The following is a 25,582-nucleotide window of genomic DNA, read 5'->3' as shown; positions in this document are numbered from 1 at the left end:
GATTTTATGGAGACAAAAAACAAAGCCTGGAAAACCCTCAGCAGTGAATATATCTTCCGCCGTCCCTGGCTTACCGTACGTCAAGATGAGTTTCTGTTACCCACAGGTAACCGTATTCCGGAGTATTATATTCTGGAATATCCGGATTGGGTAAATATGATTGCGATCACCCGCGACGGGCGCTTTGTTTTTGTACGCCAATACAGACCCGGAATTGCCCGGACATGTTATGAACTATGCGCAGGAGTATGTGAGAAAGAAGATGCTTCTCCACTCATTTCAGCACAACGCGAACTGCTGGAAGAGACAGGATACGGTAATGGAAACTGGCAGGAATATATGGTAATTTCTCCGAATCCCAGTACACATACCAATATCACATATTGCTTTTTAGCCACAGACGTGGAACTCATTTCATCGCAGCATCTCGAAGATACCGAAGATCTGACAGTGCATCTGTTCACACTGGAAGAGGTGAAACAATTGCTACTGAACAACGAAATAATTCAATCATTGCATGCTGCACCGCTTTGGAAGTACATAGCAGAACAACGACTTACCTGAAAACGCCTCAACGAATAGCAGATATGAAAAAAACAATCACGACACTCTTGCTCCTGTTACTCTCACTCCGTATGACGGGACAAATTGACTACCTGGAACCTATCAAAGACTACTCTAAGTATAAGAGTGAATTAAGCGGATATTATAGCAATGTACTCTCACTGCTGAGTACAGGACTGAGTAAAAAGCCCTATGCCTGTTATGCAGTGATCCCCTCCTTTTCGCCGGAATATGCAGTATCAGCAGAAACCAAAAATGGTAAGTATTATCTGATTTCAAATACATTGTCTCAAAATAGCTGGCAGGCTGAAAAAAGTACAATAAAAGTAAATACAAAATCTACGGAAATAAGCAAAACACTCTATCAGGCATTAGGCGAACTCCTGCAGATGACTACCCATCAAATTCAGGACATGGACGGTTCAACAACAGGACTGGATGGAACGACTTATTATTTTAGTACTACCAATAACAAGGGAGAGGTACTGACCGGGAAAAAATGGTCGCCGGACAGAGCCACATTAATGGGGCGCCTGGTACAGATCTATGAATCAGTTTATGCACTGTCGACAGGGAAAGCTATCCCGGAAAGCCTTATTATAAGCGATGCCCGGATCTTACTAAAAGATTTACAGGAGAGAAATAAAGCCTTTCCTGACGAATATAAGCAACCCAAATATGCCGGTATCTTTCCAACCGGCCTGTGGCAAAGCATAGAATCGGGCAGAGAGCTGGAATCTGTTCCTGAGTTTCCTGATTATACACCCGAGAGTTATACAGCAAAACATCTGATATATCCCCCTGCCCTATTGGCTAAAGCGGCAAAAGGATACGCCTTATGTCAATTCACAATCAGCAGAGAAGGAGAGGTCATTAATGCACACATATTGAAATACTCCCATTCTGAGTTTGCAAACGAAGCACTGAGAATTGTCAAGAGTATGCCTAAAGCGGTTCCAGCTATGTCTGAAGGCAGTCCGGTGGCATGTAACTATGTACTTTATATCCCTTTTCGTCCCACACTTGCCCGCCATTAACAAAAAGATAACGTAACGATAACAATGCGATAACATACTAATAAGTTTGAGCGCCCTACCTTTGCAACATCAAAAGGAACAAAAACTTAAAAAAATAAATAGTATGAACGCAACAGTTATTCTTTCAGCAGTAATGGCAATGGCCACATCAGTAGCTTCAGTATCAAACTTCGCCTACAACAGTGAAATTAATAATGGCAAAGTAGAATCGCAAACTGTATACGAAGTACAAAACCAGAAGTATCTGCAACCTCATCTAAAGTATAACTATACGTATGACGAGCAGAATCGCCTCATACAAAAAGAAGTGCTGAAATGGAATAAGCAAGCGCAAAAATATGATAAAGACCGCTGCCTGACCATAACATACGGTACTGATGAGACAGCCGTTGAATATGCCTCCTGGAATGCCGGAACAAAAACCTATTCAAATATTAAAGAAAAAGCCGTATATCGTGGAAATGGAATGGGAATGGCCGAAAACTATCAGAGTTATGCATGGAATGAGCGGCAGAACGAATGGGATCTGATAGTAGAACATGCTACACTCAGTTGGGAGGAGGCACTACTAACGATGAAATAAAAAGATCCGGGAAAAAGACAATTTGTCCTGATTTAAGAATAGGAAATCACAGATCGTCTTGTTCCTCGTAGAAGAACAGGTCGTTTCTCTACGAGGAACGAGGCGATCTCCGTAGAGAAACGACCTGTTTCTCTACGGAGAAAAATAAGAGCTAATAATACGCTATATATCAACCTGTTACAAAACCGCTCATTTTATTACAATTTGTCACAATACATTACCTCCACATTCCACTCGTTCTCAGCTCATGTTTTATGAATCTACGGATAACCCGATAGCGCGGATGCACCACATGAAGCGGACGAACAGAATTCTCACTGATCCAGAAAAGAAAGAGGCAAAGCAAGCTTATCATCGTAAGCCATCCATATAGTTCTTTCATTGAAACCATTAACGCCTGTTGCTGTAATGCTCCATAAAGTTCACCTGCCGGTAACTGATTGGCTAAAGGGTTGACACGGTCTAAGGTAGTCCCCAGTAACATTGCATTTTTTTTCAATACCACATTCAAAGCGTGCCCAAGGATAGCCGTACCCAACACTCCGCCAAACCCCGCACTGACAAAACTCTGTATCGTAATTGCCTGAAAGAAGTTCTGAAAAGGTACGCGGGACAAGGCAGTAAGAAAACATATGGCTATAATAACGTAGCCGAAACTACGCAAAAACAAAGGCATTATCAGAGCCTCTTTAGGCAGATTATAATCAATCGTAAAATATAAAATCATCAAATAACCGGTAATAGCCATAAAGGCAATGACCGTCATCGTCCTATAACACCATTTGTTACGCGAAAAGGTGTAAAAAGTAAATACACTGCCTGCAACAGTTCCCAAAAGAAGCACCCAGTTGAGTGAAATAACATTTAACGAGTCATAACCAAGTACCGCTTCCATATAAATATGCTCAAATAGATGAGAGGGTGCCAGCAATACATCAACAATGATATAAAACAGAAAAGTCATATACACAACTTTATATCGCCAGGTTGCCAGAGCAATGAACGGATGACGTATGAAAGAAGCACGAAACAGATTTAACAGCAAAAGCACAACACCTGCCCCTGTAGCTGCCCGTATATAAACGGATTCATACCAATCATAATACTCACCATACACACATACAAAAATGATACACAGCACAATGCTCCCCCACATAATAGCACCCAGCCAGTCGATGCCATAAAGAGGAAGTTTAGGCATGGAACGAAAATTGCGAAAGATAACCATGGTTATTAACATTATCAACAAAAGTAGTGCGATCACCACCCAATGCATATACTCCCACTTAGCCCAGAATGCTGTATAAACAGTTAACAACCCCGAGAGTTGCATGCATCCTTGTACCAACAGATAGATAAAACAGAAAAAGACAGAAAGATCACGCTTAGGGGTAAGCCAAAGCTGGATGGTAGAGTTACACTCAAACGTTGCCCACATTCTGAATATACCCGCAATGAAACAGACAAAAACAAGCAATGGAACACTATGTGTATGCATACATATCAAATTGCAGATAATGATAACAATGCAACAGGTAAGAAAAGCCGTTTTAGAAGGAAAACGAAATTTCAGCCGGAACATGATGTTGAATGTCAATCCCATCCCCACCAAAGAAGCATATCCTGCCATCATTATATCTTGTTGCATCAAAGCCGTAGAACCGACCATCTCGCTAACAGCTGCCAGATAAACTCCACCGGAAAACTGGAAGATGATAACGAAAACAATAATAATCCACGGTTTCAGCTTCTCCGGAACGAAGTCACGAATAGCCGGAATAGAAAAAGGACCTGTTTCGTGCATAGATTAATAGTTAACAATACATTCTACATTCATACCAGCGCGTAGACGCTTCATATCCTCCGGCCTGTTGTCTTTGGAAAATTCGATACGAACCGGAATCCGTTGTTCTACTTTTACAAAATTACCAGCTGAGTTGTCTTGCGGAATAAGAGAAAAACTGGCTCCAGTAGCCTGTGAAACAGATTTCACCAAACCTTTGAATACAATACCCGGTATGGCATCTACTTCAATATCGACTTTGTATCCTTCGTTAATATGTGCTGTCTGTGTTTCTTTATAATTTGCTACCACCCATTTGTCCTTTTCATCTACCAGATCTACCAGCGTTTGTCCCGGCTGTACCAATTGTCCTTCCTGTATCTCCTTCCGCCCGGTTGTCCCGTCACAAGGTGCCAGAATCACAGTATATGAAAGATTCAGCCGGGCCAGATTCAAGGCAGCTTCTGCTACTTTAATACCGGCATCGGTCTGCTCCAAACGACGGGTTTGTTCCTGATTAACAAGTGCAGTAGATTGTTTCTGACGGAGCAAAAGTTCATAACGCGCCTTTGAGGCTGCATATTCTGTCTGAATGGCATCATACTGCTGACGGGTTACAGCATCCTGCGCCAGCAAATTCTTATAACGATTGTATTCCCGCCCGGCGTTGTCCAACCGTATTTTAGCTTCCTGAACACTGGCGTCGGATACAGCAATATTATTCTGAGTAGTATGTATAGTCGAAGTCACTACCGTCTTTCCGGATAAAGCATTCTGGTAATCGGCTTCTGCCTGTGCCAGTCTGAAACGGAATTCAGAATCTTCAATCACAACCAATGTATCACCTTTGTGCACGGTCTGGTATTCTGTGAAATAGATTTTCTTAATAAACCCCTGCACCCGGCTATTGACCGGTACAATGTGTTGACGCACTTGGGCATTATCGGTAAATTCTACATTACCCAGATGTACAAAACGGGCACAAACCCATACAAGCCCGATTATTAACAGAACGATAACAACAACATTAAAAGTCAGCTTTTTAGTTTTCTTATTCATAATCACATTTTTTAGAGAGTTCCGGAAATATAAAGAAGTTTGTAATAGTTGAAAACGATATTAATCTGAGCATTCACCAGCTGTAATTCAGCCGCCAGTTTTGCATTACTGGCATCCAGCATATCGGTAATGAGTGCCATATCATTTTTGTATCGGTTACTGACTACCGCATAATTCTGGAGGGCCAGTTCTACGCTCTTTTGCTGAGTATTCAGCTCTACATAAGACTCCAGATACTTGACATGATCAGCCTTTACCGCCAACTCGGTTTGTTCTTTGGCATCTTCGTATTGCTCACGAACGCGCTGAACAGAATATTTACTACGGGATACCGATTTATTCGTTTTATATAGAGAAGCAAAGTTATACTTCACTCCTACCCCCACGTACCAATAATTGAAGTTCTTATTGATAGGTGGTACTTCAATGATGATAGGTCCATCAAAACGATTGCCAGCAAACAAAGCGATTTTGGGAATTCGCTCAGATCTTATTATTTTATCCTGACGTTGGGTTATCTGCATGGCAAGTGACATTTGTTTCAACGTGGGAGAATTAACACAGGCAGTAGCAGTCCAGCTCTCTGTACTCTCCACCGGAAGTACACGCGATAAAATAGTAGTATCCGGACTTACTCTGATAGCAGAGGGTAAGCCCAAAGTCGTAGTCAGGTTATTATTCAAAATTGTTATTGTATTCTGAATTTGTGTATGGGTAAGTTGCAGATTGGACAATAACAATTCATACCGCGTTATATCATTTTTCAGGACAATTCCCTCACTCTCTTTCACATGGAGATCTTTAAGTACCTGCTTGGTCTGTTCTATATTCTTTTCATATACCTGCAACATATTTTGCTGCTTAAACAAGTCCAGATAATATCCCACCAACAAAAAGTGAACGTTATTACGATTGGATTCCAGACTCAAATTAGCATTTTCTTCCTGCAAACGTGCAATAGCTATCCCATTGGAGATGGCACCACCCGTATAAATAGCTTGGGAAGCTTCGATTGCAAAGTTATTACCATAATGTGGCATTGGTGCATTAAAACCGTTAGAGAAATCACGGTCCATCATACGCCCATCACCCAGATAACTAAAAGATAAAGAGGCGTCAATCTCCGGTAGACGGGCATTTTTTGCGACTCGAACCCCTTCACGTGCCTCATTTATTCCGGTGGCATACGGACGCAACGATTTACTATTCTGGTCGGCCAGTGAAAACATTTCATCAATGGATATCACCTGCCTGACCTCTTCCTGGGCATACGTACCCATAGAACATAACGGCGTACATAACGCCATTATGAACAAAGAAAATTTGCTCATACGTGTATTACTTATGAATTTAAAATATGAAAAATAAAAAAAAAGGGAAATTAAGTAAAGGGATTACTTAATCGGAATTTTCTCTTCCCCACTTGTGGAAAAGTGCAAGCTTGATTAATACATCATTAAGAAAAGATGAATGCGGCGTTTTAAATTGCTGTTTCATTTATTACGTGGAACTTTATATCCCATCCGGGTGCAAAGGTACAAAAAAAGACGAAACTTAAAAAATGACATTAAAAAGAAAATAGCAGTTCAACAATGACAAAACAAAAAAATAGTAACTTTGCAGATAATGTAAGCATTGGCAATAATAAATGAATGTATCTATGAAATTCCTACACATCAGTAGTTTATCACTCTTCTTGCTAAGTACCATAACGATGGGGGCTATGGCCCAGATCAACCAATTGGATCCACCAGTTATGGGTTGGAGTTCATGGAACACCTATCGTATTCATATCAACGAAGCGTTGATCAAGAAACAGGCCGATGCAATGGTCAGCCAAGGTCTGAAAGAAGCCGGCTATCTGTATGTAAATGTAGACGATGGTTTCTTTGGCTGGCGTGATGAAAACGGAAAGTTACAAACACATCCCGAACGTTTCCCCAATGGCTTAAAGTGTGTAGCCGACTATATTCACGCCAAAGGTTTAAAGGCGGGCATTTATTCCGATGCCGGAAGCAATACCTGTGGTTCTATTTGGGACAAAGACCCCAATGGTGTTGGTGTAGGATTGTATGGACACGAAAAACAGGATGCTGACCTGTTCTTCAACGAATGGGGTTTCGATTTTATTAAAATAGACTACTGTGGTGCAGGACAGTCGTTGGCACTGGAAGAACAGAAGCGCTATACCGAAATTCGGCAGGCTATTGATGCGGTTTGCAACCGGAATATTTCATTAAATATCTGTCGCTGGGCATTTCCCGGTACATGGGCCAAAGACCTTGCCCGCTCGTGGCGTATCAGTGCAGATATCAATCCCAAATGGGAATCCATCAAATATATTATCGGCAAAAACCTGTATTTATCTGCGTATGCCGGAGGCGGACATTACAACGATATGGATATGCTGGAAATTGGTCGCGGACTGAAACCGGAAGAGGAGGAGGTACACTTCGGTATGTGGTGTATCATGAGTTCACCGCTACTTATCGGTTGTGACCTAACAACAATCCCCGAATCTTCTCTGGAATTATTGAAAAACAGAGAACTCATTGCACTCAATCAGGATCCGTTAGGTTTGCAAGCCTATGTAGTGCAGCATCAGAATGGGGGGTATATACTGACGAAAGATATTGAACAAAAGCGGGGCAAGGTACGTGCAGTAGCATTCTATAATCCTTCTGACACAATTTGCTCTTTCTCGATACCGACGGCATTGCTCGAATTGGGCGGAAAAATAAAAGTACGTGATTTAATAAAATGTCAATCAGCCGGTACCATTACCAATAAGTTGATATACGAGCTGCCTCCTCATAGTGTGAAAATACTTCGTCTGGAAGCCGAACAACGCCTGGAACCCACCCGTTATGAGGCGGAATGGGCATATCTGCCATGCTATAACGATCTGGCAACGCATCCAAGGAACATCCTATATGCACCATTCAAAGAAGCATCAGGAGGTATGATTGTACGTTATCTGGGCGGACAGGCAGAGAATTATGCCGAATGGAACGAAGTATACAGTGAAAAAGGTGGCCGGTATAAATTACATATTTCTTATGTCCCGGGTACAGACCGCAAACTGGAAGTCGAAGTAAATGGCAAAAAAACGATGCTAAAGGATCTACAAACCGATGAGTCAAAAGGTATGGCAATCATCACATTACCTGTAGAATTAAAAGCCGGAAATAATGTAATACGTATGTGCAGTCCCTACTGCTGGGCACCGGATATAGATTGTTTCACGCTAGAGAAAGACATCTAAACAGGATTAAACCGTAAAATAGCATCAAGGATTATTCCATAATTTAAAGGAAAAAATCCTTGTGCTTCTTTTAAACTACCCTGAACCACTCACATACCAATTCGGTTTCTCCCGTAAACTTTTCACCAAGCTTCTCAGATTGTGTAGAATAATATTCGGTGTGAATAGTCAACCAATTGCACAAACTACTGTCCCCCTCTTCAATAGCAAATGCTTCCGTTATATTTTGAAATTGTACTATTTCCATTCTCTCTATCCTCACAACACATTCTTCATTCCCAGATGAATCTAATATGGAAACATAGTCACCCACTTTGCTCATTTCCTTTAAATTCATACGGTAATAAGCATATAAAGACGAGGTAACAATTTTTTCTCCTGACAATACCTTTCCTGCTAATTCATCTGTATTACCACCAAATTGTATCTTATGTTTTATTTCCACTTCTAAAAGCACTAAATATTACGAAGGGGTAGAAAAGAAAAGCGGAGAAAGTTTTTCAACTTTCTCCGCTTCAGTACCCAGACCCGGGGTCGAACCGGGATGGAAGTGAATCCACTGGTGTTTGAGACCAGCGCGTCTACCGATTCCGCCATCTGGGCATTTGGTTTCAATTGCGGTGCAAAGATACGTCTTTTTTCTAAACCTACAAGCTTTTTGATAAAAAAAGGAGGAAAAAATTATAAAACATCCCTTAAACACTTCTCTGTTCAAAGAATAAACCGTAAATTAGCAGAAACTTTTAAAAACAGTCAATATCATGACAGGTAAAGATAATTATTGTGTAATTATGGGAGGTGGCATTGGCAGCCGCTTCTGGCCATTTAGTCGCAAAACTCTGCCTAAACAATTTCTGGATTTCTTTGGTACCGGACGCTCTTTGTTACAACAAACTTTTGACCGCTTTAACAAAGTAATCCCCACGGAAAATATACTCATCGTAACCAATGCAATGTATGCGGACCTGGTGAAAGAACAGCTTCCTGAATTGAATCCGGATCAAATTTTACTTGAACCGGCAAGAAGAAATACCGCTCCCTGTATCGCGTGGGCTTCCTATCATATTCGTGCATTAAACCCAAATGCTAACATAGTAGTAGCTCCTTCAGACCATTTGATACTAAAAGAAGGTGAGTTTCTGGAAGCAATTGAAAAAGGACTCGACTTTGTAGCACATTCAGACAAACTACTCACATTAGGCATTAAACCGAACCGACCGGAAACAGGTTACGGATATATTCAGATAGCCGAACAGGATGGAGAGAATTTCTACAAAGTAAAAACTTTTACAGAAAAACCAGAACTCGAACTGGCTAAAGTTTTTGTAGAAAGTGGTGAGTTTTATTGGAACTCCGGATTATTCATGTGGAACGTTAATACCATTATCAAAGCCAGCGAAATATTATTACCCGAATTAGCATCAAAGCTGGGAGCAGGAAAAGATTTCTACGGAACTCCCGAAGAAACTTCTTTTATTGAAGAGAACTTCCCTGCTTGTCCCAATGTATCTATTGACTTTGGGGTAATGGAAAAAGCAGATAATGTTTATGTGTCACTTGGGGACTTTGGTTGGTCGGATTTAGGAACATGGGGATCATTGTATGACCTCTCTCCGAAAGACGAGAACAACAATGTCACTTTGAAAAGCGAATCATTAATATATAACAGCAAAAACAATATAGTTGTCTTGCCTGAAGGAAAACTGGCAGTCATTGAAGGACTTGAAGGTTTCCTGGTTGCTGAATCAGAAAACGTATTGCTCATCTGCAAAAAAGACGAAGAACATGCTATACGAAAATATGTCAATGACGCCCAGATAAAAATGGGAGATGACTATATCTAAATAAAGGAAGGGGCTAAAAAGCCCCTTTTTTTTATCAAGTATATACTCTATCTCAGTTTTGGCAAAAGATATATAGATATTAACAACTATTCCTTTATCTTTGTCGAAAAATCTCTTACCATTCCGGATATGTCCGGTTTATAGAATAACACCAACTGAGAAATGGACAAAACTCTTCAAAACTCTCACAGACTCAATGTAGTAGATGCACTACGTGGTTTTGCCTTATTGGCTATTGTATTATTGCACAACTTAGAGCATTACAATATTTATTTTATTCCCGAAGTTCAACCCGACTGGCTACAAACGCTGGACAAAGGGATATGGAATACTCTGTTCTTCATATTTGCAGGAAAAGCCTATGCAACATTCTCACTCCTTTTTGGATTTAGTTTCTACATTCAATACCACAATGCCGAAAAGCGGGGAATAGATTTCCGTGGACGTTTTGCCTGGCGCATGATCTTGCTATTCTTGTTTTCACAATTGCATGCACTATTTTATAATGGCGACATCTTATTGCTTTACTCCATCGTTGGACTCACATTGATTCCCGTTTGCAGACTAAAAGATAAAACGGTCTTCTGGATTGCACTGATTCTGCTACTCCAACCTTTTGAATGGGGACGAATGATCTATGCACTATTAAACCCCGATTACATAATAAGCGCAGATAAGTTCATGCCTTATGCCCTACTTGCCAAAGAGGCTACCAGTCACGGAACTTTTCTTGAGGTTTTAAACAATAATATATGGAACGGACAATTATACAGTAATATCTGGCAGGTAGAAAATGGACGTCTATTCCAAACAGCCGCTTTATTTATGTTCGGGATGTTACTGGGACGCAGGAAATACTTTATCAAAAGTACATCTACAATCCGTACCTGGAAGCATATACTCAAACTATCTATCATCACTTTTATTCCACTACATATCCTTCGTGTTTTTGCTCCGGCATACATCCATAATCAGTCTGTACTAACGCCCTTCAACATAGCCATTCCATCGCTGGCAAATTTTACTTTCATGCTTATTTTAATCTCTGCATTTACATTGTTATGGTTTAAGAAAGGCGACGGATATAAATGGCAGCAGATAGTTATTCCCTATGGACGAATGAGCCTGACTAACTATATCTCACAGTCCATCATAGGCGTTTGTATTTATTATGGTTTTGGATTAGGACTTTATGCATCTACCGGAGCAACCGCAACGCTATTCATCGGATTATTCATATTTACGATCCAGCTGATGTTCAGTCGCTACTGGCTGGAACACCATAAACAAGGACCACTTGAGTTTTTATGGCGCAAAGGTACATGGATAAAGATATAAAAACAACAAAGCGCACTATCCACCCGGACAATGCGCTTTTCCATTATTTAGAAGAAGAAGGTATTTATTTCACCCATGCCTGATGAATGCTTCCGGCTATTTCCTTAAACTCTTCATCAGATAATTTTAGTTTCGGATTGGAGATTATCATATCCGATTCCTTATTGATAGGAATAAGATGAATATGAGCATGAGGAACCTCCAAACCCATAACAGCTACCCCCACACGTTTACAAGGAACAGCTTTCTCTATAGCACGAGCTACCGATTTGGCAAAGACATGCATGGCTGCCAGGTCATCATCACTCAAATCGAAAATATAATCAATCTCTTGCTTGGGGATAACCAACGTATGCCCTTTCACCAGCGGATTGATATCAAGGAAAGCAAAAAAACGTTCATCTTCTGCCACCTTATAACAGGGAATTTCACCTGCGATAATTCTACTGAATATTGTTGCCATAACCTAAATATATAAAATAAGGCAAGCCCTTATAACGGACCTGCCTTAGTGTTAAAATGAAATGTTTACTACCTCCAGACTGATTTTACCTTGTGGCACCTGAATCTCAGCAACATCCCCCACTTTCTTGCCAAGTAGTCCCTGAGCAATTGGGGTACTTACGGAAATCTTTCCTTCTTTCAGGTTAGCTTCACTTTCGGATACAATGGTATAAGTCATCTTCATACCATTCTTTGTATTCTTCAGTTCTACTTTATTCAAAATCTGTACTGAATCTGTTTTCAGTTTTGACTCATCAATAATCTTCGCGTCTGCAATAATTGCCTTCAGCTTATTGATTTTCATCTCAAGCATACCTTGCGCCTCTTTTGCAGCATCATACTCTGCATTTTCTGACAAGTCACCTTTATCACGTGCTTCGGCTATTGCCGCAGAAATCTTAGGGCGCTCTACTGTTTCCAGCTCTTTTAGTTCTGCCATTAATTTCTTGTAACCTTCTTCTGACATATAAGCCATGATGTTTTTCCTCCTTTAATTTAAACGGTCATATAAAACAAAAAAGAATTCCAACATGAGCCATGCTGGAACCCTCTTTTCATTATTTCTTTTGCAAAGATAGGCTTTTAAATGATACGCGTCAAGCAAAAACCAATGCTATGTAACATATTTAAATGAAATCTTCTAATTTATAACAACTTAAAGCAATGATTTGATCGCACTATCCAGGTCTTTTACATCTTCACCACGTGCACTCAGTTCATTATTCCGGTTCACAAGAAAGAGAGCAGGCACCTGACGAACATTGTATAACGCAGCAACACTGGAATATATTCCATTACCGTCACGCACACAAACCCAAGGCAGATTGTCGGCTGATGTTTTCCAGAAATGCTCATCTGCATCCAAAGACACCTGATAAATTTCAAATCCCTGATTTGCATATTTATTATAAAGCTCACGCAACATCAGATTGTGGGGAGCACCTGCCTGAGTCTGATAAACAGAAAAATCCAGCAAGACAACCTTCCCCTTTAGTTCGCTGAGTTTACGAACATTTCCTTTTATATCCCGCAAACTAATATCAATTACGCCGGTTTCGGCTATCTTATCCTCAGGTATTTCAATCGTTTTCTGCTTAGGAGCACGCGTATTCTTCATGCCCTTTATAACAATGTTATACAGATTCTTGGAACGGATAGCATGAGGATAGGAATTATTCAAACTGGTAGCCACCGCCGCAAAACACTTAATATCGTCTTTACTATTCAATGGATCGAAAATAAGATAGTCATTCAACTTCTGAAACAATGCAAAATAAGCAGCAGCTGTATTGGGAGCAGCAAAAATATAGTTTACTTTCACGTCGTCCTTATAATTCTTGAGCAACACAGACAAACTATCTTCAAAAACATCATGCCCCAATTTATTGGAACGGGCAGCTGCCAGTAACACATTCACTTGATTCTGCAAATGAGCCTGCTTCAAACTTAACTCTTTAATTTTCTGACTGTTTTCAGAGCCTTCTACCGTATAGGAAGCAGCAAAATCAACATAAGGCGCCTTTATCTCAATGGTCTCTGTTGAATCAACTGAAAAATTAATAACTTTGTCGTCTACACGCAACCGGTAAAACTCAGGAGATTCCGGACGAGCTTGCCGAAAACTGAACGAACCATTCCCCTTCAACTTCACTGAATCCAAAGGTATAATACCCTCAAGAGCTGATGATTCCAGATAAAGCATTTTACCATTGGCATCCGAAACCACCCCATTCACTTTAAACTGGGGGCCGGAATTACAAGAGCTCAAAGCTAAGGCAGCAAGTGCTACAAAAGTTATTTTTTTCATATCTATGCATGTTATTTTTCGAACTGCAAATATAGTTCTTTTCGAGACTCGTCAAAGCATTTTGTTCTGTTCTTCACCCTTTTTTTGAAAAAAAACCAAATAAGCAATAACTTTTTATCTCATTCCCACGATATTAGAACGATAAATATATATCTTTGCAGGAATTTTGAAAGAAAATATAGATAAAACAATTTTTATGATCAACCCAATTGTTAAGACGATCGAGCTGGGAGATGGCAGAACCATCACGCTCGAAACGGGAAAGCTGGCAAAACAGGCAGACGGTTCTGTAATGCTTCGCATGGGTAACACCATGTTACTTGCTACTGTTTGTGCCGCTAAAGATGCAGTTCCCGGAACAGATTTTATGCCGCTTCAGGTAGAGTACAAAGAAAAATTTGCAGCATTTGGCCGCTTTCCTGGTGGTTTTACAAAAAGAGAAGGAAGAGCTTCCGATTATGAGATTCTTACTTGCCGCTTAGTAGACCGTGCTCTCCGCCCCCTATTCCCCGATAATTATCACGCAGAAGTTTATGTAAATATTATCCTGTTCTCAGCAGATGGTGTTGACATGCCCGATGCATTGGCAGGACTTGCCGCTTCAGCAGCACTTGCTGTATCAGATATTCCATTCAACGGACCGATTTCAGAAGTACGTGTAGCACGTATTGATGGTAAGTTCGTTATCAATCCTACTTTCGACCAGCTTGAACAAGCAGATATGGACCTCATGGTTGCCGCTACTTATGAAAACATCATGATGGTAGAAGGCGAAATGCACGAAGTATCAGAAGCTGAACTGCTGGAAGCAATGAAAGTAGCTCACGAAGCTATTAAGATTCATTGTAAAGCACAGATGGAACTAACTCAGGAAGTTGGTAAAACTGTAAAACGTGAATACTCACACGAAGAAAACGATGAAGAACTTCGTAAGGCTGTTCGCGAGGCTTGCTATGACAAATCATATGCTATTGCAGCTTCCGGAAACAGAAACAAGCACGAACGTCAGGAAGCTTTCGATGCTATCCGTGACGAATTCAAAGCTCAGTTTACTGAAGAAGAACTGGCTGAGAAAAGCGCATTGATCGACCGTTACTACCATGATGTAGAAAAAGAAGCTATGCGTCGTTGCATTCTGGACGAAGGTAAACGTCTGGACGGACGTAAGACAAACGAGATTCGCCCTATCTGGAGCGAAGTCAATCCATTGCCGGGACCTCACGGATCAGCTATCTTTACTCGTGGAGAAACTCAGTCACTGACATCTGTTACACTTGGAACCAAACTCGATGAAAAAACTATAGACGATGTACTGGTTCACGGAAAAGAGCGTTTCTTATTGCATTATAATTTCCCTCCTTTCTCTACAGGAGAAGCAAAAGCACAGCGTGGTGTAGGACGTCGTGAAATTGGTCACGGACACTTGGCATGGCGTGCATTAAAAGGTATGATCCCTACAGATTATCCTTACGTAGTTCGTGTCGTTTCTGATATCCTCGAATCCAACGGTTCTTCTTCCATGGCTACTGTTTGTGCCGGAACATTGGCACTGATGGACGCAGGTGTAAAGATCAAAAAACCGGTATCTGGTATCGCTATGGGATTAATCAAGAATGCAGGTGAAGACAAATATGCAGTACTTTCGGATATCCTTGGTGATGAAGACCACTTGGGAGATATGGACTTCAAAGTAACCGGAACTGAAAACGGTATCACTGCTACGCAGATGGATATTAAAGTAGACGGTTTGTCATTTGATATCCTTGAACGTGCATTGAATCAGGCAAAAGAAGGACGTATGCATATCCTCGGCAAAATGCTTGAGACTATTAACGAACCTCGCACTGAGCTGAAAGACCATGCTCCACGTATTGAAACAATGACTATTCCGAAAGAATTCATCGGAGCTATCATTGGCCCGGGCGGAAAGATCATTCAGGGTATGCAGGAAGATACAGGTGCTACTATCACCATCGAAGAAACAGACGGAGTAGGCCGTATCGAAATAGCCGGAACAAACAAGAAAAGCATTGACGACGCTATGCGTATCATCAAAGGCATCGTTGCTGTACCCGAAGTTGGTGAAGTATACAAAGGTAAAGTTCGTTCTATTATGCCTTATGGTGCATTCGTTGAATTCCTACCGGGTAAAGACGGATTGCTCCACATCTCTGAAATCGACTGGAAACGTCTGGAAACAGTAGAAGAAGCCGGAATCAAAGAAGGTGACGAGATTGAAGTGAAACTAATGGATGTTGATCCTAAAACTGGCAAATTTAAGCTGTCCAGAAAAGTATTACTTCCAAAACCGGAAAAGAAATAACAAAGCATTGCTTTTTATAAGATAAAAAATGGCTGAACTTATTGTAGTTCAGCCATTTTTTTATTAATAAGTTTGTTTTTCTCTAAAAACACTTCCCAAAGAATAATAACCGAAAATTCCGGCATTTCCATTAATAAATCATTCAGAAAAACTACTGGCTTACTTATCAAATCAACAATCAGAGCGTACATGAAATATTATAGAAAGTCCGATTCTCTCTGAAAAAGAGAATCGGAAAGTACCCCCATACTTTCCGATTCGAAACAGTCAAAAATCGACCTTAATCAATTTATTAACTTAACACATTACAAAGATATGAGAAAAATTTCTTTGAAAGGATATTTATGCCTAAAAAGTTTAGCATTCAAGCAAATATTACCTACTATAAAGATTACTCTTTTCCTTCTTTTGTTCATTATATTTCAAGTTTACAGCGAAAATAACTAATCACAACGTACAATGTTAGTATTCCTTGTTATAATCTGATAATGAGCCTATTATTCTCAGAAGTAGAATCACAGGCCGAATTCCTGTTTATTTATAATAAGAATACGTAAGTCTCAGACACACCATAACGGTTGATGCTAATAATAAAACAATATCGAAGCCTCCCAAAGCTATACTAATTAGCTTAAATTGAAAAAAGAAGATTACAGAGAGTAAAGCTGGGAATACTTTGCTCCTTATTCTATAATAAGTTAGAGTACTTCTCATAGGCTTAGCCTACAAGTTATACTACGGATCAATAGAACAAACCACGGTAATGCTTCTAATCATTACCGTACTTTCTTATTGTAGATAAAAGTACACTTTTACAACAAAAACATCCCCATGTTCTTATATAAAACATCCGGATGTTGTGATACACAACATCCGGATGTTTTCATAGCAAACTTCATATCTTAAGCAAAGTATTCTATACTATTATTACAATAAAATATCGCTGTTCTCTATACGCCCAACCTGTATCATTTATATTCAGCAATAGGCAATTCTCCTCGCAAAGCTCCTAATGCATTCTGCGCCAGAGCTTCCAGCTCATCTTCACCCGGATAGACATACACTGGAGCAAGAAAAGAGATACGTTCTTTCAAACGGGAAACGACATAATCGGAATGGGCAATCCCTCCCGTCAATAGTATTGCATCTACTTTACCATAAAGAGCTACGGCAGCCGCACCAATACTCTTGGCCACCTGATAAATCATTGCATTCAATATCAACTCCGCCTTCTTATCTCCATTCTCTATAGAAGCTACAATAGCAGGAACATCCGTCGTACCCAAATGTGCTGTCAGACCGGCACGACCAGAGATACGTTTTTTTAATTCATCTTTCGTAAAACGTCCACTATAACATAAGTCTATCAATTGCCCGGCCGGAAGAGTTCCTGCACGCTCAGGCGAAAACGGTCCTTCACCATCAAGCGCATTATTTACGTCTATAGCACGCCCATGATCGTGGGCACCAATAGAAATACCTCCGCCCAGATGACAAATAACAAGATTCAGATTTTCGTATCTCGTATCGTGTTCGCGGGCATAGCGACGGGCAATAGCACGCTGGTTCAATGCATGCCAGATCGTAACACGAGGCATAAGAGGCGATCCTGTGATATGAGGTATTTCATCCATTTCGTCCACCACACCGGGATCAGCAATGAAAGCACGACAACCGGGAAGCATAGAAGCCAACTCTGCCGCAATAAGACATCCCAGGTTGCAGGCATGCGTACGCATAGCATGAAGAGTATCAAGCCGCATAGCCTCATTAACTTCGTATACACCTCCGGGAATTGGTTTTACCAGTCCTCCACGGCCGATAATGGCATCAAACTGGAAAGGAATTCCTTCCTTCTCCAGTTCCGTAAGTACAAGAGATTTACGAAAATCAAACTGATCGGTCACCTGTGGAAAGGTAGCCAACTCGTCTACCGTATGACGAATGTTACGAACCAACAACGGAGTTTCATCCTCAAAAACGGCAATTTTCGTCGAAGTAGAACCGGGATTAATGGCGAGTATCTTCATAATACATCTTATTTACAAGTAAGGCATGCCATAGCCATGCTATAATATTTTGACAAACCGGAATCACTGCGTGAAGGCAATACCACCGGACAAACAGGACCTTGCAGCAAACCTGCCATATCTGCATTGGCAAAAAGAGACACTGACTTATAAAAAGTATTACCAGACTCGATGTTAGGGAATATCAAAACATCTGCCTGCCCGTTGATAGGTGAAACAATCCCCTTTATATTACCACTTGCCTGTTCACAGGAAGTACGGACATCCAACGGACCATCAATAATAACATTACCGAACTCACCGGCCTCTGCCAACTCCACAATATTCACATAATCTAACGAATGGGGAAACTTGGCACTGACTTTCTCCGTACAATGGATAAGAGAGATACGTGGCTGTTCAATCCCAAAAGAATGACAAGTATGAATGGCATACCAGATCATTTCAATACGTTGTTGCAAAGTAGGACGGGGAATAACGGCCGCATCAGAAAAAAACAGTAATTTATTATAGGTCGGAATCTGCATCACAGCAAGATGAGTCAATACTTTCCCTTTAGGCAACAGTCCTTTTTCCTTGTCGAGAATGGCATGAAGTAGGTTATCCGTATTAATAATCCCTTTCATCAGAATATCTGCTCCACCTTCACGAACAATACGTACAGCCTCACGGGCAGCCTCATCCGAATTTTCAACATGGATGGTTTTTACCAATTCGGGATATTTCTTTAAAGTAGGATACTTCTCAAGTATCGCCGAATCTCCGATCATCAGAAATTCAGCAATTCCTTCTTCAAGAGCACGGGCTATAGCATATTCTGTATTGGCATCATTGGCACAAACTACTGCAATCCTCTTCCGTCTATTCAACGTTTTCAAATGAGATGTCAGCTGATCGAAATTTCTAATAGGTTCCATAACGTTAGATTTTTAGCAAATATCAGAAAAATGATTGAAAAATACAGCATAGTAAAGTATAAAAATAACGTATACGCGTAACATTTTGTCACGCAGGGAATAAAATTCGTTAAACTTTATGCTACAATGTGTTGAATATGTACATTTGCAAAAAACAACAAATGCGTATGAATAGCCTGATTCTACCTCCTTATTTAAGTGAAGGTGACAAAGTCGCCATCGTATCTCCATCAAGTAAAATAGATAAGTCGTTCCTTAAAGGAGCCAAAAAACGGTTGGAATCCTGGGGATTAAAAGTTGTAACAGGTAAATATGCAGGGGCTTCGTCGGGTAGATACGCAGGAACCATCAAACAACGATTAAAAGATTTTCAGGAATCGATAGACAATCCGGAAATAAAAGCTATTTTTTGCAGTCGGGGTGGATACGGGGCTATACATCTCATTGAGAAACTCGACTTTACTCTTTTTCGTGAACATCCCAAATGGGTAATAGGGTTCAGTGACATTACTGCACTCCACAATCTTATACAATTCAATGGTTTTGCTTCTTTGCACGCGCCGATGGCACGTCATCTTACTGTAGAACCGGAGGATGATCCCTGCACATTACATCTGAAAAATATTCTTAGCGGCAAACTACCTGAATATTGCAACAGAAGGCATGTACTGAATAAGTTAGGAACAGCACGCGGTGTTCTCCGTGGGGGCAATATGGCTGTTTTTCATGGTTTACGGGGTACACCTTATGATATACCGGCAGAAGGAACAATTCTTTTTATTGAAGATGTCAGCGAACGTCCTCATGCCATAGAGCGTATGATGTACAATCTGAAGTTGGGCGGAGTGCTCGAAAAACTTTCCGGACTTATTATCGGACAATTCACCGAATATGAAGAAGACCGTTCACTGGGAAAAGTACTATATGCCGCGCTGGCCGATCTCGTACAGGAATATGACTACCCGGTCTGTTTCAATTTCCCGGTGGGGCATGTTACCAATAACCTGCCACTGATCAATGGGGCAGAAGTAGAGTTTACAGTAGGTAAAAAATCAGTTGAATTGAAGTTCATTTGTTAATAAACCATGGCTTCCGGAGCAAGCTATAGTGAAAATCATTACTTTTGCCTGTACAATAAAAACAGTTATCTAAAATGAAAAGGAATTATACCATGTTACTGGCCGGTCTATTACTCTTTTCCACTCTTTCTCTTTCTTCTTGCGGAAACAAGAATAAGGCAAGTGAAACGGTTGAGGAAGTTGCAGCAGTCCAGACGCCTCAGTTTGATGCAGACAGCGCCTATCAATACGTAAAATCACAGGTTGACTTCGGACCACGTGTGCCCAACAGTAAAGAACACGTTGCCTGCGGTAACTACCTTGCATCACAACTGGAAAAATTCGGAGCCAAAGTAACCAGCCAATATGCCGATCTTATCGCCTATGACGGTACATTGCTAAAAGCCCGTAATATCATTGGGGCCTACAAACCGGAAAGTAAAAAACGTATAGCTCTCTTTGCACATTGGGACAGCCGTCCCTGGGCTGACAATGACCCGGACCCCAAGAATCATCACACCCCCATTCTGGGAGCAAACGATGGTGCCAGCGGTGTAGGAGTATTACTCGAAATAGCCCGTCAGATGCAGAAACAACAGCCGGAACTGGGAGTCGACATTATCTTCCTTGATGCTGAAGACTACGGTACACATCAATCTTATACGGGCGCCCACAAAGAAGATGCCTGGTGCCTGGGTGCACAATATTGGGCACACAATCCTCACGTACAGGGTTACAACGCCCGTTTCGGAATTCTACTCGACATGGTAGGCGGACAACAACCCACTTTCTACCGCGAAGCTTATTCTGAAAAATACGCCAAAGACATTAATCAGAAAGTATGGAAAAAAGCCAATGCACTGGGATATGGAAAGTTTTTTATCAATGAAGTTAACGGTGGAGCAACGGACGATCATCTGTTTATCAATAAAATAGCAGGAATCAAAACAATTGACATCGTTCCCTGTGACCCGGAAGGAGAATACTCTTTTGACCCGACGTGGCACACATTGAAAGATGACATGGACAACATCAACCGTAACACTCTCAAAGCCGTAGGGCAAACAGTGATGGAAGTAATTTATAACGAAAAATAATATGTGCACAACGTGCCATGTAAATAGATATACTCATGTCAATTAATGAATTACAAGACGAAGTGATAGCTGAATTCAGCGACTTCGATGACTGGATGGATCGTTACCAGTTGCTTATCGATTTAGGAAATGAACAAGAACCGCTTGAAGAGAAATACAAAACGGAACAGAATCTGATTGAAGGTTGCCAAAGCCGCGTATGGCTACAAGCTGATGAAGTAAATGGTAAAATGATATTCAAAGCGGAAAGTGACGCGCTGATTGTAAAAGGTATCATTGCTCTGCTTATAAAAGTTCTTTCGGGACATACACCGGATGAAATTTTAAATGCAGACCTTTATTTTATCGATAAAATAGGCTTAAAAGAACATCTATCGCCCACTCGTAGCAACGGTTTACTCTCAATGGTAAAGCAAATGCGGCTTTATGCATTGGCATTTAAAGCCAAAGACGAGAGTAAAAAATAAGAATCAAAATGAAAATCTGCGGATTTAAATGCTTTCTACTTGCAAGCAGCTTGTGCCTTATGGCACAAACTTTGCTTGCAGGAAATCTTGATATCAAGAACGGAAAGTGGAGAATTACATTCAATAAACACACACAAACAGTAGATTATCTCTACCAGGAAACAACACTGCTAAAGGAGGCCTTCGTACAGGCAATCAATGCCAGTGGAGAGGTCTTGAAAAGTTCCGATTATCCCATTGCTACTTTGAAACGGGAGAATATCTCGGACACATTCGGTAAAGGCAAAAAATATACATATGTCTATTCCGGCCGGCCTGGTAAAGAAAACCTGGAACAAGTGTTCTACTTTTATCCCACACGCAATTATCTGTTGACAGAAGCCTATCTCACATCAGATCAACGAACAAGCTGTAACTGGATAGCTCCGATTATGAGTAATACCAGTAGCACATTCCTGCCTGCCGATGGTGACAATCGGCTGTTGGATGTCCCCTTCGACAATGATAGTTTCCGTGGTTACTCCGCCAATCCCTGGAACACCAGTTCTGTTTCTTGTGAAGTAACAGCCTTCTATGATGCCACCAGCCGCCAGGGACTCTGCCTGGGTTCGATAGAGCATGACAACTGGAAAACCGGCATAACCTACAGTAGTTCGGACAATAACCGCCTGCAAAGTCTCTCCGTATTTGGCGGACTGGCAGATGCCCGCACTAATGACATTCGCCCGGAAAAAGGACCTGCTATCCATAAACATGGAAAATTGTATGGTACACGCATCAAATCACCCAAAATCCTCGTTGGCTTTTTCAAAGACTGGCGTACCGGTATGGAGAGCATCGGTGAAGCTACAGCTCTTATCACTCCACCACTACCCTGGCAGGAAGGGACAATTTTTGCCTGGCAAAGTTGGGGAGGTATGGCCGATAAAGTGAATTATACCGGTGCTATTGATATCTCAGATTATTTCAGAAATAAATTGCAACCTGCCGGATTTCATAATGAAAACGGAGAGGTATATATGATACTCGATTCCTTTTGGGATAACTTTAATGAACAACAGCTCAAAGACTTCGTATCTCATTGCAAAGCCAACGGGCAGATTCCGGGTATTTACTGGACACCCTTCTCCTTTTGGGGAGGTGAGAAAGACAACTGGGATGTGGAAGGCACAAACGGTAAATACAAATATGGCGATATCATCATTACTGCCAGCGGCAAACGTCGCAAAATAGAATCTTATGCACTTGACCCCACGCATCCCGGTACGCTGGCCCGTATAGACTGGCAAATAAAACGTTTCAAAGACTGGGGTTACAAGTACGTAAAAATAGACTTTATCAACAACGCAGCATTGGAAGCCGATAAGTTTTATAATCCGGACATTACCACCGGCATACAAGCCTACAACTATGGTATGAATTACTTCGCCAAAGCTTGTGGTAATGATCTCTTTATTGATCTCTCTATTGCTCCCGTATTTCCGTCGCAATATGGTCACGCCCGCCGCATTTCATGCGATGCCTGGGGAAGTATAGACAACAGCCAGTATATGCTCAATAGCCTTTCGTTTGGTTGGTGGCTGGATCGTGTATATCCATACAATGACCCCGATCATTTGGTACTGAATGGTAATTCTGAAGGAGCCAGCCGTATTCGCGTCACTACAGGAGCTATGACAGGAACCATGTTATTAGGTGACAATTTTAGTTTGAAAGGCTCCTATCCAGGCAATCAGACGGTTCGTGACCAGGCGGAAAAGGTAGTGCTTAATGCCGGCATCAATGCATTAGCACAATTAGGACGTTCATTTCGTCCGGTAGAAGGTAATATGCCTGTTAACTTTAGTACGGGAAGCGGCACTTATGGTGTAGAGAAGTTCTTTATGCTTGACACAGAAAATGCGCTTTACCTTGCTGTATTCAATTATAATGCATCGAAAGAAGCCACAGAGACAATCAGCCTAACCAGACTGGGAGTCAATGTGGCCAACGTAAAACGCATCAAGGAATTATGGACCGACACTTCTGTAAGCCCCACAGGAAATGAATTGAAATGTGAGATTCCCGCCGGTGACGTAAGGGTATATTGCCTTGAGAAAAAGAAGAAATAAAAGATATTTCTATTTTTCACAGATAGCTACAACTTGTGTTTCCGGTTTTACCTCTAACGTAACGTATGAGTATACATTTCCTAATACATCTGTTTCCATAGTTGCCGGCCGCCTTTTTCCATTACAGGAAATGCTGGTATAAGATCCTGGGAAAACCGCCTTCCAAGTGACAGGTTGAGCAATATGGCTCTTAAATGTCGTTTTATTCGTATGATCATGCCGTACCGAGATGCTTCCTCCCAAAACAGGTAAATATTGCAGATGCATCCATTCTGTTTCAGTTGTCAACCGGGGCAATGTACGTATCTGCTGTTTACTTGCATCAGCCTGTATTCCTGCCATACCGGAAACGATACCCTCCATTACACCATAAGATACTTCCGGATAATCACTTCGTTCCATAGTCGGTAACGCGGTAATCTGGCTGTATGCTTCCTTGTTATAAGCATAAGAATAGAGTATTTTAGAAAAATAAGATAAATTCTCAACATTCCACTCTTTCGACAATAAATGTGTCAATGTAGCCCGAATACGTGCTGCATCTTTAGCAATATCAAACCATAAAATAAACGTCTCACCTTCACCTTTATGAAATTCTTTCAGCCCGGTAAAGAAGGTATTGTATAAATTGCAGGAATCGTCCCACCACTTATTTTCAAGCAATGTAACATAATCCTCAGCCATTATAGCATATCGTTTACTGGCTTTCACATCGCCTTTCAGTTTTAATAACTTCGAATACGAAACACATCCGCGATAAATTGCAGCCAGTAAATCAGCACTCACAGTCAACCCCTCAAAATTCTCCACATAAGATGCCAATCCTCTACATTTATGATAGTTATCTTCGGCATTAAACGGCACCGGAGAATTCATGAACCGGGGACGGTCCATAATTTTATCTGCCTGTAACTGCCATCTTTCCATGTAAGCAGTCATAGTTTTCTCATAAAATGTCAGGAATGCCTTATCATTAATATAACGCGAATCACCCGTCCATAAATAGGTACGATAACAAGCGTCCAGTACATCAAAATTAGCATTCAGGTTATACCAGAATTCTTCATCATTACGATAATCTATCGGGGCCGGTTTGTCATAACGATTAATTTCCCAATAGGTACACCAATCTTTTGATTCTGATATGTTTTGCGCAAATTTGGCCAGCATATTGAAGTTTTCTTTGGTTAATCCTAACACCTCAGCTCCACCACACTGATGTGATACATCACGCATACAAAATGCCTCACGCTGAGGTAATGATGCTTCATACCAGGGGCCCACAGGGTCGGTCGACGCTCCCACATAACCAAGAGCCATCTTTTTTGCCCAGTCAAATGTCTGTTGTAAACGGGAGTCAGAAGTCATAAAAGAGAGTTCTTGTTTCTGAGGCTGCCGGAAAGCACTAGCCGACAGAAGGATTATCGCCAGCATACCATACTTTGTCATTAATCGAATCATAATAAAAACATTTTAAGTTATCAAAGTTTCCGGCAAATATAGCATACCTCTAAGAAAAGACCGGTCGTAAATAAACCATTTACTAGTTCTAATGTCCATAGTTCCTAAAAAGTAGATAATATAACGCTTACACTCTTTTAATAAATCAGTTTTAAAAAGAATCTTTTATTCGGATTCATATAATCTCTGCCCATTTGAAATGAAAATCAGATCAAAAATAATTCAACAATTAAAGTAGTTATACATTACCTCATTCCAAAGCGACTCCCTACCACGCCTATTTTCTGAGTAATTTTATTGAGAGTCATGGTTTTATTAACAGGTATAGTTTATG

21 protein-coding genes and 1 tRNA gene are annotated in these 25,582 nt (G+C 40.9%); 11 read left to right on the top strand and 11 right to left on the bottom strand.

The genetic code is table 11. From position 1 onward, the window contains the following. The first annotated feature begins 6 nt into the window (after positions 1–6). The 3 genes from HCG69_RS05450 to HCG69_RS05440 all read left to right on the top strand — a co-directional run bounded on the left by HCG69_RS05450 (position 7) and on the right by HCG69_RS05440 (position 2,184). Entirely contained in the window at positions 7–564 is a 558-nt protein-coding gene (locus HCG69_RS05450; protein ID WP_221649198.1) for an NUDIX hydrolase, read from the top strand. Between the two features lie 23 nt (positions 565–587). Continuing rightward, entirely contained in the window at positions 588–1,601 is a 1,014-nt protein-coding gene (locus tag HCG69_RS05445; RefSeq protein ID WP_221649197.1) for an energy transducer TonB, read from the top strand. A gap of 103 nt (positions 1,602–1,704) precedes the next feature. Beyond that, positions 1,705–2,184 carry a DUF3836 domain-containing protein gene (locus HCG69_RS05440; protein ID WP_221649196.1) on the top strand — a complete coding sequence of 160 codons (480 nt, stop codon included), beginning with the start codon at positions 1,705–1,707 and terminating at the stop codon, positions 2,182–2,184. A 217-nt stretch (positions 2,185–2,401) separates the two neighbouring features. On the opposite strand, the gene HCG69_RS05435 is transcribed toward HCG69_RS05440, so the two are convergent. The 3 genes from HCG69_RS05435 to HCG69_RS05425 are packed head-to-tail and all read right to left on the bottom strand — an operon-like array spanning position 2,402 to position 6,357. Further along, a complete protein-coding gene (locus tag HCG69_RS05435; RefSeq protein ID WP_221649195.1) occupies positions 2,402–3,988 on the bottom strand; it encodes a hypothetical protein in 1,587 nt (528 codons plus the stop codon). Between the two features lie 3 nt (positions 3,989–3,991). Further along, positions 3,992–5,026: an HlyD family secretion protein gene (locus HCG69_RS05430; RefSeq protein ID WP_221649194.1), complete on the bottom strand. Its 1,035-nt coding sequence runs from the start codon at positions 5,024–5,026 to the stop codon at positions 3,992–3,994. An 11-nt stretch (positions 5,027–5,037) separates the two neighbouring features. Beyond that, positions 5,038–6,357, bottom strand: coding sequence for a TolC family protein (locus HCG69_RS05425; RefSeq protein ID WP_221649193.1), 1,320 nt, complete (start codon positions 6,355–6,357; stop codon positions 5,038–5,040). Between the two features lie 383 nt (positions 6,358–6,740). Between HCG69_RS05425 and HCG69_RS05420 the strand changes: the two genes are divergently transcribed. Continuing rightward, positions 6,741–8,291 carry an alpha-galactosidase gene (locus HCG69_RS05420; RefSeq protein ID WP_255585459.1) on the top strand — a complete coding sequence of 517 codons (1,551 nt, stop codon included), beginning with the start codon at positions 6,741–6,743 and terminating at the stop codon, positions 8,289–8,291. A 70-nt stretch (positions 8,292–8,361) separates the two neighbouring features. On the opposite strand, the gene HCG69_RS05415 is transcribed toward HCG69_RS05420, so the two are convergent. Together HCG69_RS05415 and HCG69_RS05410 are read right to left on the bottom strand one after the other, a co-directional pair. After that, positions 8,362–8,736 (bottom strand): ASCH domain-containing protein, encoded by a 375-nt coding sequence (locus HCG69_RS05415; RefSeq protein WP_221649191.1) that lies wholly within the window; start codon positions 8,734–8,736, stop codon positions 8,362–8,364. A gap of 74 nt (positions 8,737–8,810) precedes the next feature. Beyond that, positions 8,811–8,894, bottom strand: a tRNA-Leu gene (locus HCG69_RS05410). 158 nt (positions 8,895–9,052) lie between these two features. Here HCG69_RS05410 and HCG69_RS05405 point away from each other — a divergent pair. Both HCG69_RS05405 and HCG69_RS05400 read left to right on the top strand, forming a co-directional pair. Next, positions 9,053–10,135: a mannose-1-phosphate guanylyltransferase gene (locus HCG69_RS05405; RefSeq protein ID WP_025868293.1), complete on the top strand. Its 1,083-nt coding sequence runs from the start codon at positions 9,053–9,055 to the stop codon at positions 10,133–10,135. Between the two features lie 162 nt (positions 10,136–10,297). Beyond that, the gene (locus HCG69_RS05400; protein WP_221649190.1) at positions 10,298–11,473 is read left to right on the top strand and encodes a DUF418 domain-containing protein; all 1,176 of its coding nucleotides are present in this window, start codon (positions 10,298–10,300) and stop codon (positions 11,471–11,473) included. A gap of 64 nt (positions 11,474–11,537) precedes the next feature. On the opposite strand, the gene HCG69_RS05395 is transcribed toward HCG69_RS05400, so the two are convergent. The 3 genes from HCG69_RS05395 to HCG69_RS05385 form a co-directional block, all read right to left on the bottom strand. After that, complete coding sequence (locus tag HCG69_RS05395; RefSeq protein ID WP_221649189.1) at positions 11,538–11,936, bottom strand: HIT family protein; 399 nt, start codon at positions 11,934–11,936, stop codon at positions 11,538–11,540. Between the two features lie 51 nt (positions 11,937–11,987). Beyond that, complete coding sequence (gene greA / locus HCG69_RS05390; RefSeq protein WP_007487469.1) at positions 11,988–12,452, bottom strand: transcription elongation factor GreA; 465 nt, start codon at positions 12,450–12,452, stop codon at positions 11,988–11,990. Positions 12,453–12,632: 180 nt separating this feature from the next. Further along, positions 12,633–13,784 carry a thioredoxin-like domain-containing protein gene (locus tag HCG69_RS05385; protein ID WP_221649188.1) on the bottom strand — a complete coding sequence of 384 codons (1,152 nt, stop codon included), beginning with the start codon at positions 13,782–13,784 and terminating at the stop codon, positions 12,633–12,635. A gap of 196 nt (positions 13,785–13,980) precedes the next feature. Between HCG69_RS05385 and pnp the strand changes: the two genes are divergently transcribed. Further along, positions 13,981–16,107 carry a polyribonucleotide nucleotidyltransferase gene (gene pnp, locus HCG69_RS05380; protein WP_221649187.1) on the top strand — a complete coding sequence of 709 codons (2,127 nt, stop codon included), beginning with the start codon at positions 13,981–13,983 and terminating at the stop codon, positions 16,105–16,107. A gap of 968 nt (positions 16,108–17,075) precedes the next feature. Here pnp and buk read toward each other — a convergent pair. Beyond that, the gene (gene buk, locus HCG69_RS05375; protein WP_221649186.1) at positions 17,076–18,137 is read right to left on the bottom strand and encodes a butyrate kinase; all 1,062 of its coding nucleotides are present in this window, start codon (positions 18,135–18,137) and stop codon (positions 17,076–17,078) included. 8 nt (positions 18,138–18,145) lie between these two features. Continuing rightward, positions 18,146–19,054 carry a phosphate acyltransferase gene (locus HCG69_RS05370; protein ID WP_221649185.1) on the bottom strand — a complete coding sequence of 303 codons (909 nt, stop codon included), beginning with the start codon at positions 19,052–19,054 and terminating at the stop codon, positions 18,146–18,148. A gap of 167 nt (positions 19,055–19,221) precedes the next feature. Between HCG69_RS05370 and HCG69_RS05365 the strand changes: the two genes are divergently transcribed. From HCG69_RS05365 to HCG69_RS05350, 4 genes are all read left to right on the top strand, one after another. Then, on the top strand, positions 19,222–20,133 hold the full coding sequence (locus HCG69_RS05365) for an LD-carboxypeptidase (RefSeq protein WP_221649184.1): 912 nt from the start codon (positions 19,222–19,224) through the stop codon (positions 20,131–20,133). Between the two features lie 74 nt (positions 20,134–20,207). Next, complete coding sequence (locus tag HCG69_RS05360; RefSeq protein WP_221649183.1) at positions 20,208–21,209, top strand: M28 family peptidase; 1,002 nt, start codon at positions 20,208–20,210, stop codon at positions 21,207–21,209. A 35-nt stretch (positions 21,210–21,244) separates the two neighbouring features. Then, on the top strand, positions 21,245–21,676 hold the full coding sequence (locus tag HCG69_RS05355) for a SufE family protein (protein ID WP_221649182.1): 432 nt from the start codon (positions 21,245–21,247) through the stop codon (positions 21,674–21,676). A gap of 59 nt (positions 21,677–21,735) precedes the next feature. Further along, positions 21,736–23,787: a hypothetical protein gene (locus tag HCG69_RS05350; protein WP_255585449.1), complete on the top strand. Its 2,052-nt coding sequence runs from the start codon at positions 21,736–21,738 to the stop codon at positions 23,785–23,787. 9 nt (positions 23,788–23,796) lie between these two features. Here HCG69_RS05350 and HCG69_RS05345 read toward each other — a convergent pair whose 3' ends face one another. Further along, positions 23,797–25,248: a hypothetical protein gene (locus tag HCG69_RS05345; RefSeq protein WP_221649180.1), complete on the bottom strand. Its 1,452-nt coding sequence runs from the start codon at positions 25,246–25,248 to the stop codon at positions 23,797–23,799. Positions 25,249–25,582 lie beyond the last annotated feature (334 nt).

Source organism: Bacteroides sp. K03, from assembly GCF_019734355.1.
Classification (GTDB): Bacteria; Bacteroidota; Bacteroidia; order Bacteroidales; family Bacteroidaceae; genus Bacteroides; species Bacteroides nordii.
This window is presented reverse-complemented; position numbering and strand designations above follow the sequence as displayed.